We start from the raw sequence: 15,318 nt of genomic DNA, 5'->3' as shown, positions 1-15,318 counted from the left end.
CGGAGGCTTCTGCCCATGCCCGCCGCGCCAGTGATCCTCAGCCTGCCGATCGCCGACCGCTCGGTGTCGTACCGCTTCTACCGGGACGGCCTCGGCCTCGACGCGGTGGGCGAGCCGGCCGACGACGGCCTGCCGGAGCCGTTGCAGTTCGTGGTGAACGACGGGCTACGCCTGATGCTCGTCCCGACCGGCGGCTTCGGCTGGGTGATCGGTCCGCGCGAGGTCGCCCCGGCGGGGCGGAGCGAGTGCCTGCTCGGCCTCAGCGCGGACAGCACGGAGGAGGCGGACGCGATCGTCGAGCGGGCGCGCGCCGCCGGCGGCGAGGTGGTCACCGAACCGACCAGCCAACCCTGGGGGTACTCGGGTGTCTTCGCCGACCCGGACGGTCACCTGTGGATGGTGTCGACCGACCCGGGGCTCTGACGAACGGCGGTGACCGTGACCGGTTCCTGAGGGCTCCACCAACGCCGGCGGTTGCTGAAGCGTACGGTCAGCGCCATGAACGACAGCCGCAGTTCCAAGCCTGTTTTCCGCCGATTCCCCGACCTGCCCGCCTGCCCCGCGGTCGGCGAGCGACGCGCTGCGGGTTCGGCGTCGGGCGAGCGTCGATGAGCCGCCGCCAGGTGCTGTTGGGCGCCATCGCGCTTGCTCTCGTGGCGGCCGTTCTGTCCGCTCCCGGGGCGGCACCCGTGACCGCTCAAGCCGCGGCGGTCGCGTGTCCCACGCCAGCGCGACCGACGATGAAGATCCTGACCGTTGGCGACTCGATCACCGAGGGCGCGACGATGACCGGCTCGGTGAGCGCTGCCTACCGTGCGGAGTTGGGGCGGCTGCTCACCGAGAACTGTGTCCCGCACACCTTCGCCGTCGCGGCGGTGGGGGGTACGACCTGCGGCTACTGGACGTCACGGATGGCGGACCTCGTCAGCACGCACCAGCCCGACCTGATCCTGTTGAACTGCGGGACCAACAACAATCTGTCGACCGCCACCTCGACACAGATCACCGCTTTCGAGCGCACCTACCGGACACTCTTCGACATCGCGCTGGACATGGACCCGGACGTCGTCATGTACCCGGCCTGGGTGCAGTACAGCGCCGGTCATGGCACGACTGGCTGCACGACCCCACCGGGGCCGAGCCCGGCCTGGCTCCCCTCGAGCGAAGCCATCGTCAACGACGCGATCTACCGGAGCATCAAGGTCATTGACGAGTTCGGCGATCGCGTACCAACGTGGATCGACTACCAGTCCATCCCCGAAGGCTATCTGGACGAGTGCGGGGTGCACCCCACGCCGGGCGGTTACGACGTGATGGGCAGGCTGGCCTACAACACCATCGCCCCACGGCTGGGCGTACCGCTCGCGCCACTGCCGTGTGGGTTGGTGGGCCGTCGGCCGGACCGTCCGGTCGGTGACTGGACCCCCTGCGCGACGATGAACCTCAACTCGTGAGGCGTGTCCGCCCGTTGCCGCCGATTCAGACGTAGATCTTCTTGGCGTACTCCGGGCCGTAGTGCCGCTCCAGCTCGGCCAGGCTCTCGGCGGGCGCCTCGACCTCCTTGATCAGGCGAGCCCGGGACGGCAGCACGTCCGGCTGCCAGGTCTCCGGCTGCCAGAGCGCGGACCGCAGGAACGCCTTCGCGCAGTGGTAGAAGATCTGCTCGATCTCTACGACCACGGCCAGCACCGGTCGGTGCCCCTTGACCACCATCTCGTCGAACCAGGGTGCGTCGCGCACCAGGCGGGCCCGCCCGTTGATCCGCAGCGTGTCGGTGCGGCCCGGGATCAGGAAGAGCAGCCCGACGTGCGGGTTGTCCAGGATGTTGCGGTAACCGTCCGCACGCTTGTTGCCCGGCCGTTCCGGCAGCGCGATGGTGGTGTCGTCGAGCACCAGCGCGAACCCGGCCGGGTCGCCCTTGGGCGAGACGTCGCAGGTGCCGTCCGCGCCGGCGGTCGCCACCAGGCAGAACGGCGCGGCGGCGAGCCAGTCGCGGTCGCGTTGGTGCAGGCGGGGGCGGTCCTTGTTGGCGGCTCGGGGGTGGGGCGTCCCGAGCAGTTCGCGTAGCTCCTCGTGCGTGGTGATCTCCACCGTCACGTGATCCTCCCTCAGCCGTTGAGCTGGTGGCGGGTACCACCGATCGTCAGCCTAGGCCGCCGTGGCCAGCGCGAGGTTTGCGCGCGGGCGCCGGGGGTACGGCCCGCCAGACGAGACAGTCGCGCAGGAAAGCCGACAAGTGGAGGCCGGGAGATGGAGAGCCGACTCAAGGTGCTGGGTCACCCAGTCCATCCGATGCTGGTCATGTTCCCGGTCGCGTTGCTGGTCACCGCGGTGTTGTTCGACATCATCGACACGGTCGGCGGGCCCGACTTCCTCGGTGAGGTCGCGTACTGGAACATCACCGTCGGCCTGATCGGCGGCCTGCTGGCCGCCGCGGCCGGCTCGTTCGACCTGCTGGCCATCCCGACCGGGACCCGCGCGAAGCGGGTCGGTCTGCTGCACGCGGGCGCGAACATCGCGGTGGTCCTGCTCTTCGCCGCCGTGTGGGTGGTCCGGCTCAACGCGGACTCGCGGGCCGCCGGTGGCGCGCTGATCGCCATCGAGGTGGTCGCGGTGGCGATCCTCGGCATCAGCGCCTGGCTCGGTGGCGAGCTGGTCGACCGGCTCGGTGTGGGCGTCGACCGCGACGCCGACCTGAACGCACCCAGCTCCCTGCGACCCACCACTCAGCGGATCGGAGACGCGCGATGAGCGAGCAGCAGGCCGGTGGTTTCGGCCGCGGATGGCGTGGCCGGCAGCAGGGCTGGGACCCGATGGGCGAGTTGCAGTCGCTGCGCGCCGAGCTGAGCCGGCTGGTCGGTGGTCGGGCCGGGACGTCGGACGTCGAGCTGACCGAGACCGCGGACGGCTGGCAGGTCGTCGTGCGGCTGCCCGGCGTCGCGCCGGAGGAGGTGGCGGTCGAGCTGGACGACCGCGAGTTGTGCGTGCGGGCCCGCTCCGAGGCGGAGGTCAACGCCGACCAGGGCATCCCCGGTGGCTTCGAGACGCGGGGTTTCGAGTACCGCGTCGACCTGCCGTCGCGGGTCGACCCGGAGGGCATCGACGCGGTGATGGACCACGGGCTGCTGCGGGTCCACCTGCCCCGGGCGGCGCGGCCCACGCCGCGCACGATCACCGTCGGCCGCACCGGGCCGCGCTCCGCCGGCCCGTCCAGGGGTACGCCGTTACCGGCCGATCCCGCCGCCGACCGGGAGCTGCACCACCCGGACACCGGCGAGATCGACCGGCCGTAGCGGGACAGGTGGTCACCCCGTCCCTGCTCGGCCCGACGGCCGGGCGAGTCGAAGACGTGCGGAAGATCGCCGTGCTGCGCGCCAACGCCCTCGGCGACTTCATCTTCGTGCTACCGGCGTTGGAGGCGCTGCGCGCCGCGTACCCCTCGGCGGAGATCGTGTTGCTCGGCGCGCCGTGGCACGCGCAGCTCTGGCGCGACCGGCCCGGCCCGGTGGACCGGGTGCTGGTGGTGCCGCCGGGCCCGGGCATCCGCGAACCGACGGCCGACGAGTCGGCGTCGACGATCGACGACTTCGTGGCGGCGGCCCGGGACGAGGGCTTCGACCTGGCGGTGCAGGTACACGGCGGCGGCGCCAACTCCAACCCGTTCGTGAGTCGCCTGGGCGCCCGGGTGACGGTCGGGTTGCGCGCCGAGGACGCGCCGCCGCTGGACCGCTGGGTCCGCTACGTGTACTACCAGCACGAGGTGATCCGCTACCTGGAGACGGTGGCGCTGGTGGGCGCCCCGGCCACCACGATCGTGCCGACGCTGGCGGTCACCGACGCGGACCGGAGCGAGTCCGAGCGGGTGCTCGGCCCGGCCGACCGACCCCGGGTGGCGTTGCATCCCGGTGCCAGCGACACCCGGCGGCGCTGGCCGGCCGAGCGGTTCGCCGAGGTGGCGGACGCCCTGCACGCCGACGGCTACGAGGTGCTGGTCACCGGTACGCCGGCCGAGCGGGAGGTGGTGGACCGGGTGGTCGCGGCTGCCGGGGCGCCGGTCCGGCCGCAGGTCGGCACGCTCAGCCTCGGCGGGCTGGTCGGCTGCTACGCCGGGTGCGCGCTGGTCGTCTCGAACGACACCGGTCCGCTGCACCTGGCCGCCGCGGTGGGTACGCCGACGGTGGGCATCTTCTGGGTCGGCAACCTGATCAACACGGCGACCCCGCTGCGCGGGCGGCACCGTCCGATCACCTCGTGGATGGTGCACTGCCCGGTCTGCGGGGTGGACTGCACGCCCGGCATCTACCCGCACCGGCCGGGCGACGGCGAGTGCCCGCACCGCGACTCGTTCGTCACCGACGTGCCGGTGGCCGAGGTGCGCGAGTCGGCCCGCGAACTGCTCAACCCGTAGCGGCGCTCTCGTCGGCGAGGACGACCTCCCAGGCCTCCACGTCCCGCTCGGTGACCGTGGTGGGCGTCTCCAGGTGGTACGCGCCGCTGGGCAGGATGCCCGCCCCGCCGTGCCGGGCCAGCACCGCGAGCTGGGCGGCCACGTCCTCACCCTGGTGCCGCTCCTGCACCCGACGCCAGAAGTCGAACCCACCGGAGTCGAGGAGCTTGGCCCGGTCGTACAGCACGCACCCGCCGATCCACGACACCTTGTACGCCCGCCACGCGTCCGGCGGCAGCCCCACCGTGGCGGTGACGTGCAGCAGGTTCGCCGCCGAGTGGATCCGGGCGCGGTCCCACTCGACGGTGCCCGGACGGATCCGTTCCGGGACGGGCGGTCCCGCCCACTCCTCGTAGTGCCGGTGCGTGTCCGGCCGGAGGTCGTCGACGTACGACAGGCCGTGCACGCCGTTGCCGACGAACCCGCAGCCCAACTCCTCGATCGCGGTGACCAGCCGGCGCAGCGCCCCGGGTTCCAGCCACACGTCGTCGTCGAGGTTGAGCACGTACCGGGCGGCCGACGCGTCGAGCAGGTACGCGCGGTGCTCGGCCAGTCCCCGGCGCGGCAGCCGGCGGGTCAGCAGCACCGGGTGGCCGGCGTGCCGCAGCGCTCGGACCATGGTGGCCGCGGCCGGGTGGGCGTACGTGGGCTCGGCGTCGGACTGGTCGCTGACCACCACCCCGAAGCCGGGCACTCCCTCCTGCGCGGCGAGACCGGCCAGGGTGACCGCCAGCTCGGTGGGCCGGTTACGGGTCGGGATCAGCACGTCGACCAGCCGATCGGCACGGAACTCCGCCGGGACGCCGAGAGCGAGGGGCCGGTTCACGACGACTGGGTACGGGTGCTCAACGACGGATCGGAGGCGTACGACGAGGGGTCCTGACCGTGCGACCGGATCCGCTCGATGATCGCGGAGGTGGACCGGTCCGGCACGTACCCGAGGGTGCGCACCTGCCCGCCCAGCCGCCGTACCAGCGGCGCCTCCGGCACCAGCTCGGGCGGGTAGTCGCCGCCCTTGACGTAGACGTCCGGCCGGACCGCCTCGATCAGCGCGGCGGGCGAGTCCTCCTCGAAGACCACGACGTGGTCCACGCAGGACAGCGCGGCCAGCAGGGCACCCCGGTCCTCGACCGGGTTGACCGGCCGGTCCGGCCCCTTGAGCCGGCGTACGCTGCCGTCCGAGTTGACCGCCACGATGAGCAGGTCGCCCAGGGCGCGGGCCTGCTCGAGGTAGCGCACGTGCCCGGGGTGCAGTACGTCGAAGCAGCCGTTGGTGAACACCACCGACCGGCCCGCCTCGCGGTGTTCGGCGACGATCGCGTCCAACTCGTCGGTGCCGACCACCGCCGGGTGTCCGGTGACCTCCGGCGGCATGTCGAGGGCGGCGAGCAGGTCGTCGCGCAGGCACACGCAGGTGCCAGTGTCGGAGACGGTGATGGTGGCCGCGAGCTGGGCGAGCTGCGCGGCGGTGGGCAGTGGCGCGGCGGCGGCCAGGGCCAGCGTCATGGCGGCCAGGTAGGCGTCTCCCGCGCCCACGGCGTGGCTCGCCGGGACCGGGGTGCTGTGGCTGCGCCGCCGCTCGCCGTCCGCGCCGCCGACCACCGCGCCGTCGGTGTCCAGGGTCACCGCGACCACGTCCGCCCCGGTGTGAGCGTGCAGCTCGGGGAGGCGCGACTCGGCCAGTACGGCCCGGTCCACGCCCGCTCCGGCCTCGGTGTTCACCGTGACGCCCGTCCCGGTGACGCTGAGGCCGTCGCCGGTGAGAGCAACCCGACCCTCGCCCGGCGTGGGCTCGCCGACCGGGCCGGGACGGTCGTCGGCGCGCGCCCCACCCGGGGCGGCGCCGACGCTCAGCTCGGACGGCCCGTCGGCCGGATCGTTGTCGGGGTGTTCCAGGTGCAGGTCGGCGCCGGCCGTCGAACGGGTCGCCCCGCCGGCACGGGCCAGCAGCCGGGTCGCCTCGGCGAAGCTCGGGGTGACCACGGTCGGCGCGAGCCCTCGCCAGTCGGCGAGGTCGTGGGCGTCCAGCGCGACCGTGGCGTACCGCTCGCGCTGCTCGACCAGCCACGCGCGGACCGGCGCGGGCAGCGCGCCCAGGCCGTAGTCGCAGACCACCAGGGTCGGCGCCTCGCCACCGGCGGCGGCGCGCAGCTCCTCGGTGGCGCAGTCCAGCGCCGTGAGCAGCCGGGTCACCCCGTCCGGGTCGAGCGCGTCGTCCGGGTCGCCGGAGTCCTCCCGGAGCAGGATCTGGTTCCCGGCCAGCATCCGCCGCTTCACCGGGGTCGGGCGGCCGGGTTGGTTGACGGTACGGTCCCAGACGCCGGCCCGGTCCAGACAGTCGTGCAGTTCGTCGCCCGCGACGTCGGCGCCGACCGGTGCCACCAGCACGGCCCGGCCGCCGAGGGTGGCGACGTTGACGGCGGTGTTCGCGGCCCCGCCGGCGGCGGAGATCCGCCGGCGCAGGGTCAGGACCGGGGCGGGCGCCTCCCGGCAGAGCCGATCGGACTCGGCGAACCGCCACTCGTCCAGCATGGCGTCACCGACGATCAGGACCGGACGCCCGAGCCAGCTCTCCACGACGGTGGCGAGCCGGCGCTGTTCCGCTGCTGCTCCTGCCATGCCTCCCCGGGTCCCCAGCGGCCCCCGGGCCAAACCTGGGCCCGAGGTGGTGCCCCTTCGTCAGGTGTTTCGGCTTTTCGCGCACGGGAAGGACGTTGAGGTACCCCGGAGAGGAGATGTACCGAGATGGCAGCGACATTGCAGGGTAAGAGGATCGCCTTCCTGGCCGCCGACGGCGTCGAGGAGGTCGAGTACGTCCAGCCGCGCGAGGCGGTGGAGAACGCCGGCGCGACCGTGGAGCTGGTCTCGCTCAAGCCCGGTTCCATCCAGTCCTTCAACCACCTCGACCAGTCCAAGACGTACGACGTGGATGTCACCGCGGACAAGGCGGACGCCGCCGGGTACGACGCGCTGGTGCTGCCCGGCGGGGTGGCGAACCCGGACTTCCTGCGGTCGGACCCGGACGCGGTGCGGTTCGTGAAGGCGTTCTTCGAGGCCGGCAAGCCGGTCGGGGTGATCTGCCACGGCCCGTGGACGCTGATCGAGGCGGACGTGGTCCGCGGCCGCAAGATCACCTCCTGGCCCAGCCTGCGCACCGACCTGACCAACGCCGGCGCAACGTGGGTCGACGAGGAGTGCGTAACCGACGGCAACCTAACGAGCAGCAGAAACCCCGACGACCTCCCCGCCTTCTGCGCCCAGATCACCAAATCCTTCGCCACCTCCTGACCCCCGACCCGACTCGCCCCGTTGATCATGAAGTTATTGCCACCGGTTTCGGCGTGTCCGGGTAATAACTTCATGATCAACGCCGATATGGGCGGGGGATGGGTGCATGTTCTGGGGTGGGGCGGATAGAAGGGCGTATGACTGCCGACGCGTCCGCTACTCCGGTGTTGAACCGCCAGCAGATCAGGCTCCTCATGCTGGGTCTGATGACCGGCATGCTGCTGGCCGCCCTCGACCAGACCATCGTCGGTACGGCCCTGCCGACGATCGTCGGTGAACTGGGCGGGATCAACCACTACTCGTGGGTGGTCACGGCGTACCTGCTCGCCTCGACCGCGTCGACGCCCCTGTACGGCAAGATGGCCGACCTGTACGGGCGTCGTCCGGTCTTCCTCTTCTCGATCGGTACGTTCCTGCTCGGGTCGCTGCTGGCCGGGCTGTCCCAGAACATGACCCAGCTGATCATCACGCGGGGTATCCAGGGTCTCGGCGCCGGTGGTCTGCTGACGCTCGCGTTCACCATCATCTCGGACGTGGTGTCACCCCGCGAGAGAGGCCGCTACCAGGGTCTCTTCGGCGCGGTGTTCGGCATCGCGTCGGTGGCCGGACCGCTTGTCGGTGGGTACTTCGCCGAGACCGACTGGCGGTGGATCTTCTACATCAACGTGCCGCTGGCGATCCTGGCCATCGTGGTCTGCTACCACGTGATGCGGCTGATCCCGTTCGAGCGGCGGAACCACGCGATCGACTGGCTCGGCGCCGGCCTGCTGGTCGCCGGGGTGAGCTGCCTGCTGCTCGCGCTGAGCTGGGGCGGCAACGAGTACGCGTGGGGCTCCGGCGTGATCATCGGTCTCTTCGTCGCCGGCGCCGTGCTCGCCGCGTTGTTCGTGCTTCAGGAGGCGCGGGTCGCCGAGCCGATCCTTCCCCTGCGGTTGTTCCGCAGCGCCACATTCGCACTGGCCAACTCGGCGGGCTTCGTCCTCGGTCTGGTGATGTTCGGGTCGATCATCTTCATCCCGCTGTACCTGCAGATCGTCAAGGGCGCCTCGCCGACCCGCAGCGGTCTGCTGATGCTGCCGATGATGACGGGCATCATCGTCACCTCCATCATCACCGGCCGTGCGATGAGCCGGATCGGCCGCTACAAGTGGTTCCCGGTCGCCGGGTCGGTGACGCTGCTGGTCGGCATGTTGCTGTTCACCCAGCTCAGGGTGGGTACCTCGCTCTGGCTCGCGTTCGCCTTCATGATCGTGATCGGCGTGGGCCTGGGCCTGTGCATGCAGTCGCTGGTCCTCGCGGTGCAGAACGCGGTCTCCGTGCGCGACCTGGGCGCGGGTACCTCGTCGGCGACCTTCTTCCGGTCGCTCGGCGGTTCCTTCGGGGTGGCGATCCTCGGCGCGGTGCTCTCCACCCGGCTCGCCGGGGGTCTCTCCGACCGGCTGCCGGGCGCGATCGCCCAGCTCCCGCCGGAGCAGCGGGCGGCGGTCGCGGCGAGCGGTGGCACCAACATCTCGATCAACGACCCGGCGACGATCATGGCGTTGCCCGGACCGGTGCGGACGGCGATCCAGAACGCCTTCGTCGACGCGCTGGACATGGTCTTCCTGACCGCCGGGCTGGTGGCCATCCTGGCCGTTCTGGTGACCCTGGCGATGCCGAACAAGGAGCTGCGGGGCACCGGCCCGCAGGGTGCCAAGGGTGGGGCCGACCCGTTGGGTGGCGAGGCGCCGGCACCGGGCGGCAAGCCGCTGACGCGTGAGTCCAAGGAAGAGGCCGCCGCCGACATGGAGGCCAAGTCCCAGACGATGATCTGACGACCGTCGGCCCGTCGGCCGGACCTCCGCGCCTGCGGTCGCGCCCCCTGCGGCATCCGAATGAGCGTGATGCCTGTGAGTCATCAAGATGCCGCACAGGCATCACGCTCATTGGCGCGATCGGGGCCGGCCGCGCTGCTGGGGCGGGCGTATTCGTGGCCGGCGGCAAGTAGTGCGGCAGGCTCAGGCGGGGCGGCGGTACGCGCCGTACCACCAGGTCGCCGCCAGTTCCCGCGCGGCCGCCGCGTCCGTCTCGGGGTCCGCGGTGGTGGTGCTGACGTGGTCGGCGAGGAAGCGGTCGCCGCCGACCACGATCAGCCGGCTGGCGGCCGGCACGTCCAGGTCGGCGGCGGCGCCCAGCCCGGCTACACCAGCTTCACACCGTTCGACCCGGAGCACGCCTTCGCGGTGGTCGACGTGCTCAAGGGCGTCGCCGAGCGGCACGAGGTCAGCCCGGCCCGGGTGGCGATCGCCTGGCTGCTGTCCCGGCCGGCCGTCACCAGCGTGATCGTGGGTGCGCGCAAGCGCGAGCAGTTGGTGGACAACATCGCCGCCTCGGATCTCACCCTGACCGAGCAGGATCTCACAGAGCTGGACGAAGCCACCAAGCTGCCGGTCGCGTACCCGAACTGGATCCAGGAGGGGTTCTTCGCGGGTATCCGCCACCCGCAGTAGGAGCTACTTGAGGATCAGCCGGTTCGTCTGCTCGAAGACGTCCAGGTCGGCCAGGGTCTCCATGACCGAGGCGGAGAGTGGGGCGGGAAAGCGGTCGCGGGGGAAGAAGCCGGCGTCGGTGGTCTCGTCGGTGACCCGTTCCAGTTGACCGTCCCACTCCTCCACCTTGAACGCGGTGGTGAAGACCTGGTACGTGTGCCCGTACATGTTGGTGCTGGTCCGGTCCGGGCCGGTGTAGAGGGCGAACGCGCAGACGCGCAGCGCCCGCAGCCCGGTCTCCTCGCGTACCTCACGGACCGCGCAGTCGGCGATGGACTCGCCCAGCTCCATGGCCCCGGCGGGCATGGCCCACTGGCCGTTGTCGGAGCGTTGGATCAGCAGGATGCGTCCGGCGTTGTCGCTGACCACGGCACGGGCGCCGACGAACATCAGCGTCCGGTCCCCGGCGAGCGCGCGCAACTGCCCCACATACGAGTCGGCCCAGGAGATGCTCACCTGCGACAATTTACGGGGGTTCCCAACGTGTGACCGCCGACACTAGCTTGTTACCCATGCGTAGCACGATGATGGACGCTCCCCTGCAGGTCTCCCGGATCCTCGACCACGGCGCAGGGGTGCACGGCACCGCCGAGGTGGTCACCTGGACGGGTGCCGAACCCCGTCGGATGACGTACGCCGAGGTGGGCCGCTCGGCGGCCCGGCTGGCCCACGCGCTGCGCGACGAGTGCGGGGTGACCGGCGACGAGCGCGTCGCCACCTTCATGTGGAACAACAACGAACACCTGGTGGCCTACTTCGCGGTGCCCAGCATGGGCGCGGTGCTGCACACGCTCAACATCCGGCTCTTTCCCGACCAGGTCGCCTACATCGCGAACCACGCCCAGGACCGGGTGGTGCTGGTCGACACCACGCTCATCCCGTTGCTGGCCCGGGTGATCGGCGAGCTGGAGACGGTGCGGCACGTCGTGGTGGTCGGCGGCGGCGACCCGACCCCCATCACGGCGGCGGCCGGCGACCGGATCACCGTGCACCACTGGGACGCGCTGCTCGCCGACCGTCCGGACGTGTACGAGTGGCCGGAGGTGGACGAGCGGGACGCCGCAGCGCTCTGCTACACGTCCGGCACGACCGGCAACCCGAAGGGCGTCGCCTACTCGCACCGGTCCATCTACCTGCACTCGTTGCAGGTCTGCATGCCCGAGGGCTTCGGTCTGGGGCCGACCGACCGGGAGTTGGCCATCGTGCCGATGTTCCACGCCATGTCGTGGGGCCTGCCGTACGCGGCGTTCCTCTCCGGCGCCTCGCTGATCATGCCGGACCGGTTCCTCCAGGCCGCGCCGATCGCCGAGATGATCGCCGCCGAGCGGCCCACCCTGGCCGGCGCGGTGCCGACCATCTGGACCGACCTGCTGGCCTACCTGGACGGCCACGAGGTGGACACCTCCTCGCTCACCGAGGTGATCGTCGGTGGTTCGGCCTGCCCACCGGCGCTGATGCACGCGTTCGACGAGCGGCACGGGATCGACGTCATCCACGCCTGGGGGATGACCGAGATGTCGCCGCTGGGGTCGGTCTCGCGTCCGCCCGCCGGAGTGTCGGGCGAAGAGGCGTGGCGCTACCGCTACACGCAGGGCCGGGTGCCGGCGGGCGTGCAGGCGCGGATCGTCGGCCCGGCGGGCGAGCCGCTGCCCGCCGACGGCACGGCCGTGGGGGAGCTGGAGGTCCGTGGGCCGTGGGTGACCGCCCGGTACGTCGGTGACGACGCCCCCGATCCGGAGAAGTTCCGTGCCGGCTGGCTGCGTACGGGTGACGTCGGCTCGCTCTCGCCGGACGGGTACATCACGCTCACCGACCGGGCGAAGGACGTGATCAAGTCCGGCGGCGAGTGGATCTCGTCGGTGGAGTTGGAGAACGCGCTGATGGCCCACCCGGCGGTGCTGGAGGCGTGCGTGGTGGGCGTGCCGGACGAACGGTGGGACGAGCGGCCACTGGCGACCGTCGTGGTCCGCGAAGGCGCCTCGGTGACCGCCGAGGAGCTGCGGGACTTCCTGGCCGGCTCGGTGGCCCGCTGGCAGTTGCCCGAGCGGTGGGCGTTCATCGACGCGGTGCCGAAGACGAGCGTGGGCAAGTTCGACAAGAAAGTCGTCCGTTCGCGGTACGCCGAAGGCGAGCTGACTGTCCGGGAGCTGACAGCACCGTAACGTTTGACCGTGCACCGTCGCCTATGGGCAGAGGAGTACTCCTGACATTCCTCCCCAGAGGGCGGCCCCGGCGTTCGCACCGCGCCGGGGCCGCCCGCTCCACGCGGGTGACCCCGCACCGTCATTCTTGCGAAAATTGTTCGCCTCTGTCCCGGTGACGGGGAAATCGGTCGCCCGACGACCTGTTCAGGCGTCGCTGGTGGTGATCAGCACCTTGCCGATCGTCGAGTCCTCGACCGCCTGGTGCGCGGCGGCGGTGTCGGCGAGCGGGTAGTGGTGCAGCGGCAGACCGGCGTCCGCGCCCACCCGGATACCGCCCTGGTTGGCGGCCGCCGCCACGTCGACGACACCCTGCGCCTTCGCCGCCTTCGGCTCCGTGTAGACCAGCACGAACTGCCAGCGGGCGTTCACCACGTAGAGCGGTCGGATCGGGAGCGTCACCTCGGTCCCGCCGTTGTCGGCGTACACGCAGACCGCACCGCCGTTGTGGATCATCTGCGCGTCCATCGCCGCGTTCTGGGCGGGCGCGACCTCGACGATCGTGTGGACCCCGTCGGGGGCGATCCGGGCGACCTCCTTGACCACGTCCTCCTCGCGATAGTTGATCACGTAGGAGGCGCCGGCCGCCGCCGCGAGCTGCGCCTTCTCCGCACTGCTCACCGTGGCGATCACCGTGGCGTCGGCCCAGCGGGCGAGCTGGATGGCCGCGTTGCCCACCGCTCCCGCACCGCCCTGCACCAGCACGACGTGGTCGGCCAGCGCGCCGGCGCGCAGCGCGTCCGGCATGAACTCGCCGGCCGTCAGACACCGGTGCGCGGTGAGAAACGGAATGCCGAGGCTCGCCCCCAGCTCGAACGACGCGTCGCCCAGCGGCACCGCCTGCCGGACCGGCACCAGCGTGTACTCCGCGCTGGTGCCCCACGGCCGCTGCCAGGCCGCCTCCCAGATCCAGACCCGCTCGCCGATCAGCTCCCGGTCGACGCCCTCGCCGACCGCCTCGACGACGCCCGCGCCGTCCTGCCCGGGGATCTGCCAGCCGTCCGGTGCGAACGCCCGCCGCGACTTCCAGTCCGTCGGGTTCACCCCGGAGACCGCCATCCGGACCAGCACCTCGCCCCGGCCCGGCTCGGGCACCGGCCGGTCCACCAACTCCAGCACCGACGGGTCGCCGGTGCGCTCGTACACGATGGCCTTCATCCGTGGTCTCCTCGCTGCCCGGCGGGGCACGCGGGCGGCGTGCCGCCCGCTGCGGTACCCCGCACCGATCCCGTCATGCCAAGCCGTCCACCAGCTCGGGAGTCAACTCACCGATCGACCCGAGCGTCACGGCCGCGAGCCCGGCGGCGTCCGGATCGAGGGGGTACGACCCGTGCGGCACCGCCACCACCCGCATCCCCGCCGCCGCGGCCGACCGTACGCCGTTCGACGAATCCTCCACGGCCGCGCAGCGGGCCGGGTCGACGCCCAGGCGCTGCGCGACGCTCAGGTACACGTCCGGGGCCGGCTTGCCCCGTTCGGTCTCCTCGGTGGACAGGGTCGCGCCGAACGCGTCGGTCAGGCCGGTGGCGGCCAGCGCCGCCGCGATCAGCCGGGTCGGCGACGAACTCGCCAGCCCGAGCGGCCACCGCGCGGCCAACCGGCGCACCACGTCGTCCGCGCCGTCGATCAACGGAACGTGCTCCCGGTAGCGCTGCGCCATCTCCCCGACCACCTCGTCGGCGACCTGCGCGGCGGTGCGCCGCACGCCCAGCTCGCCGCTGAGGTAGTGGGCCCACTCGCCGGTGCTCATGCCCATCAGCCGGCGCTGGGTGTCCGGCTGCCAGACGCCACCGTGTGCCGCCACGTACGCCCGCCGGACCTCCTCCCACACCGGTTCGGAATCCACGATCACGCCGTCCAGGTCGAAGACCACCGCATCCACCACGGGCCCATCCTGCCCGACGGAGGGACCCACGGTCAGGCGGGCAGCGCGGGCAGCCCGATCGGGCTGTCCGGCGGGATCACCGTGTGGCAGGACCGGGCCATCGGTTCCAGCAGCTCACGAAGGCGGTCGGTGTCGCCCGGGCCGAGCGCCTGCCACGGATGCCCGGCGGCCCGGTCGGTGGCGTCCTCGATCGCCTGGAAATCGGCGTGACCGGCGTCGGTGGGGGTGCCGTCGTCGGCCAGCCAGCCGCGCCGGGTGAGCCGCTCGCGGGCGGCCTGCCACTGCTCCTCGGACCAGCCCCGGCCGAGCAGGCTCTGTGCCGACATGTCCACCGCGACGCGCCAGGCCAGCGCCTCCACCGGCTCCAAGCCGGCGGCCACCAGGGCGGCGATGTGTCCGTCGCCGCGTAGCTCGCGCAGCGTGGTGGCGGCCTGCCAGAGCCGGGCGAGGGGGTACTCGCCGACCGGTAGCGCCGCGTTGGCGGCGCCGAGCACCCGACCGGCGGTCTGTGCCGTCGAGGCGGCCCGCTCCAACAGGTCGGCGGCCTCGGCCAGATGCCCCTCGGGCAGCTCGTAGGTCAGCTCGGCCAGTGCCTGCACCGCCCCGGTCAGCCGGGCGCGCAGCGCCTCCGGCGGGGTGGCCAGCCGCCACACCGCCGGCAGGGCCCGGCTCACCATCGGCGGCGCGAAGCTGAAGAAGGCCGCGACCACCGGTGGGGCGTCGGCGGCGCCCAGCGGCGCGGCCCGACCGGCGAAGTAGCCGCGCCAGTAGCCGCGCAGCCCGACCGCCTCGTACGCTGCGCGGGCCCGAGGGTGGAAGTAGGTGACCGCGTGCACCGGCTCGAAGTACGTCCACATCACCCGAGCGGTCCGCCCGGCCACGTCCAGCGCCGTCACACGCACCTCCACCGTCCCGCGTTCACGTCGTCACCCCGGACGGCGGGCCGCCCGGGGTGACGCCGAACCTACT

At 72.1% G+C, this 15,318-nt stretch carries 16 protein-coding genes; 9 read left to right on the top strand and 7 right to left on the bottom strand.

The features are described from left to right. Positions 1-15: 15 nt before the first annotated feature. On the top strand, positions 16-423 hold the full coding sequence (locus tag AC3EN4_RS02230) for a VOC family protein (RefSeq protein WP_435204280.1): 408 nt from the start codon (positions 16-18) through the stop codon (positions 421-423). Between the two features lie 317 nt (positions 424-740). Then, positions 741-1,454 carry an SGNH/GDSL hydrolase family protein gene (locus AC3EN4_RS02225; RefSeq protein WP_435204279.1) on the top strand — a complete coding sequence of 238 codons (714 nt, stop codon included), beginning with the start codon at positions 741-743 and terminating at the stop codon, positions 1,452-1,454. Positions 1,455-1,479: 25 nt separating this feature from the next. On the opposite strand, the gene AC3EN4_RS02220 is transcribed toward AC3EN4_RS02225, so the two are convergent. Then, on the bottom strand, positions 1,480-2,097 hold the full coding sequence (locus AC3EN4_RS02220) for a pyridoxamine 5'-phosphate oxidase family protein (protein ID WP_435204278.1): 618 nt from the start codon (positions 2,095-2,097) through the stop codon (positions 1,480-1,482). A gap of 153 nt (positions 2,098-2,250) precedes the next feature. On the opposite strand from AC3EN4_RS02220, the gene AC3EN4_RS02215 reads away from it, so the two are divergent. The 3 genes from AC3EN4_RS02215 to AC3EN4_RS02205 are packed head-to-tail and all read left to right on the top strand — an operon-like array spanning position 2,251 to position 4,408. Beyond that, a complete protein-coding gene (locus AC3EN4_RS02215) occupies positions 2,251-2,751 on the top strand; it encodes a DUF2231 domain-containing protein (RefSeq protein WP_435204277.1) in 501 nt (166 codons plus the stop codon). Beyond that, entirely contained in the window at positions 2,748-3,293 is a 546-nt protein-coding gene (locus AC3EN4_RS02210; protein ID WP_435204276.1) for an Hsp20/alpha crystallin family protein, read from the top strand. The genes AC3EN4_RS02215 and AC3EN4_RS02210 overlap by 4 nt, the downstream gene beginning before the upstream one ends. A gap of 8 nt (positions 3,294-3,301) precedes the next feature. Continuing rightward, the gene (locus AC3EN4_RS02205) at positions 3,302-4,408 is read left to right on the top strand and encodes a glycosyltransferase family 9 protein (RefSeq protein WP_435204275.1); all 1,107 of its coding nucleotides are present in this window, start codon (positions 3,302-3,304) and stop codon (positions 4,406-4,408) included. On the opposite strand, the gene AC3EN4_RS02200 is transcribed toward AC3EN4_RS02205, so the two are convergent. Together AC3EN4_RS02200 and rfaE2 are read right to left on the bottom strand one after the other, a co-directional pair. Further along, positions 4,398-5,273, bottom strand: coding sequence for a glycosyltransferase family 2 protein (locus AC3EN4_RS02200; RefSeq protein WP_435204274.1), 876 nt, complete (start codon positions 5,271-5,273; stop codon positions 4,398-4,400). The genes AC3EN4_RS02205 and AC3EN4_RS02200 overlap by 11 nt on opposite strands. Continuing rightward, positions 5,270-7,066 carry a D-glycero-beta-D-manno-heptose 1-phosphate adenylyltransferase gene (gene rfaE2 / locus AC3EN4_RS02195; RefSeq protein ID WP_435204273.1) on the bottom strand — a complete coding sequence of 599 codons (1,797 nt, stop codon included), beginning with the start codon at positions 7,064-7,066 and terminating at the stop codon, positions 5,270-5,272. The genes AC3EN4_RS02200 and rfaE2 overlap by 4 nt, the downstream gene beginning before the upstream one ends. A gap of 126 nt (positions 7,067-7,192) precedes the next feature. Between rfaE2 and AC3EN4_RS02190 the strand changes: the two genes are divergently transcribed. The 3 genes from AC3EN4_RS02190 to AC3EN4_RS02180 all read left to right on the top strand — a co-directional run bounded on the left by AC3EN4_RS02190 (position 7,193) and on the right by AC3EN4_RS02180 (position 10,224). Next, positions 7,193-7,735: a type 1 glutamine amidotransferase domain-containing protein gene (locus AC3EN4_RS02190; protein WP_435204272.1), complete on the top strand. Its 543-nt coding sequence runs from the start codon at positions 7,193-7,195 to the stop codon at positions 7,733-7,735. A gap of 137 nt (positions 7,736-7,872) precedes the next feature. Then, positions 7,873-9,549, top strand: coding sequence for an MDR family MFS transporter (locus tag AC3EN4_RS02185; RefSeq protein ID WP_435204271.1), 1,677 nt, complete (start codon positions 7,873-7,875; stop codon positions 9,547-9,549). Positions 9,550-9,828: 279 nt separating this feature from the next. Continuing rightward, positions 9,829-10,224, top strand: coding sequence for an aldo/keto reductase (locus AC3EN4_RS02180; protein WP_435204270.1), 396 nt, complete (start codon positions 9,829-9,831; stop codon positions 10,222-10,224). Between the two features lie 3 nt (positions 10,225-10,227). Here AC3EN4_RS02180 and AC3EN4_RS02175 read toward each other — a convergent pair whose 3' ends face one another. Then, the gene (locus AC3EN4_RS02175; RefSeq protein WP_435204269.1) at positions 10,228-10,719 is read right to left on the bottom strand and encodes an NUDIX domain-containing protein; all 492 of its coding nucleotides are present in this window, start codon (positions 10,717-10,719) and stop codon (positions 10,228-10,230) included. 71 nt (positions 10,720-10,790) lie between these two features. On the opposite strand from AC3EN4_RS02175, the gene AC3EN4_RS02170 reads away from it, so the two are divergent. Next, the gene (locus AC3EN4_RS02170) at positions 10,791-12,425 is read left to right on the top strand and encodes a fatty acid--CoA ligase (protein ID WP_435204389.1); all 1,635 of its coding nucleotides are present in this window, start codon (positions 10,791-10,793) and stop codon (positions 12,423-12,425) included. A 186-nt stretch (positions 12,426-12,611) separates the two neighbouring features. Here AC3EN4_RS02170 and AC3EN4_RS02165 read toward each other — a convergent pair whose 3' ends face one another. The 3 genes from AC3EN4_RS02165 to AC3EN4_RS02155 form a co-directional block, all read right to left on the bottom strand. Beyond that, positions 12,612-13,622 carry an NADPH:quinone reductase gene (locus tag AC3EN4_RS02165; RefSeq protein ID WP_422737927.1) on the bottom strand — a complete coding sequence of 337 codons (1,011 nt, stop codon included), beginning with the start codon at positions 13,620-13,622 and terminating at the stop codon, positions 12,612-12,614. A 73-nt stretch (positions 13,623-13,695) separates the two neighbouring features. Further along, complete coding sequence (locus AC3EN4_RS02160) at positions 13,696-14,349, bottom strand: HAD family hydrolase (protein WP_435204268.1); 654 nt, start codon at positions 14,347-14,349, stop codon at positions 13,696-13,698. Between the two features lie 32 nt (positions 14,350-14,381). Then, positions 14,382-15,206, bottom strand: coding sequence for an SCO6745 family protein (locus tag AC3EN4_RS02155; protein WP_435204388.1), 825 nt, complete (start codon positions 15,204-15,206; stop codon positions 14,382-14,384). Positions 15,207-15,318 lie beyond the last annotated feature (112 nt).

This window comes from Micromonospora sp. bgisy143 (genome assembly GCF_057708145.1).
Note: the sequence above shows the minus strand (reverse complement) of the source record. Positions and strands in the feature narration are given on the sequence as shown.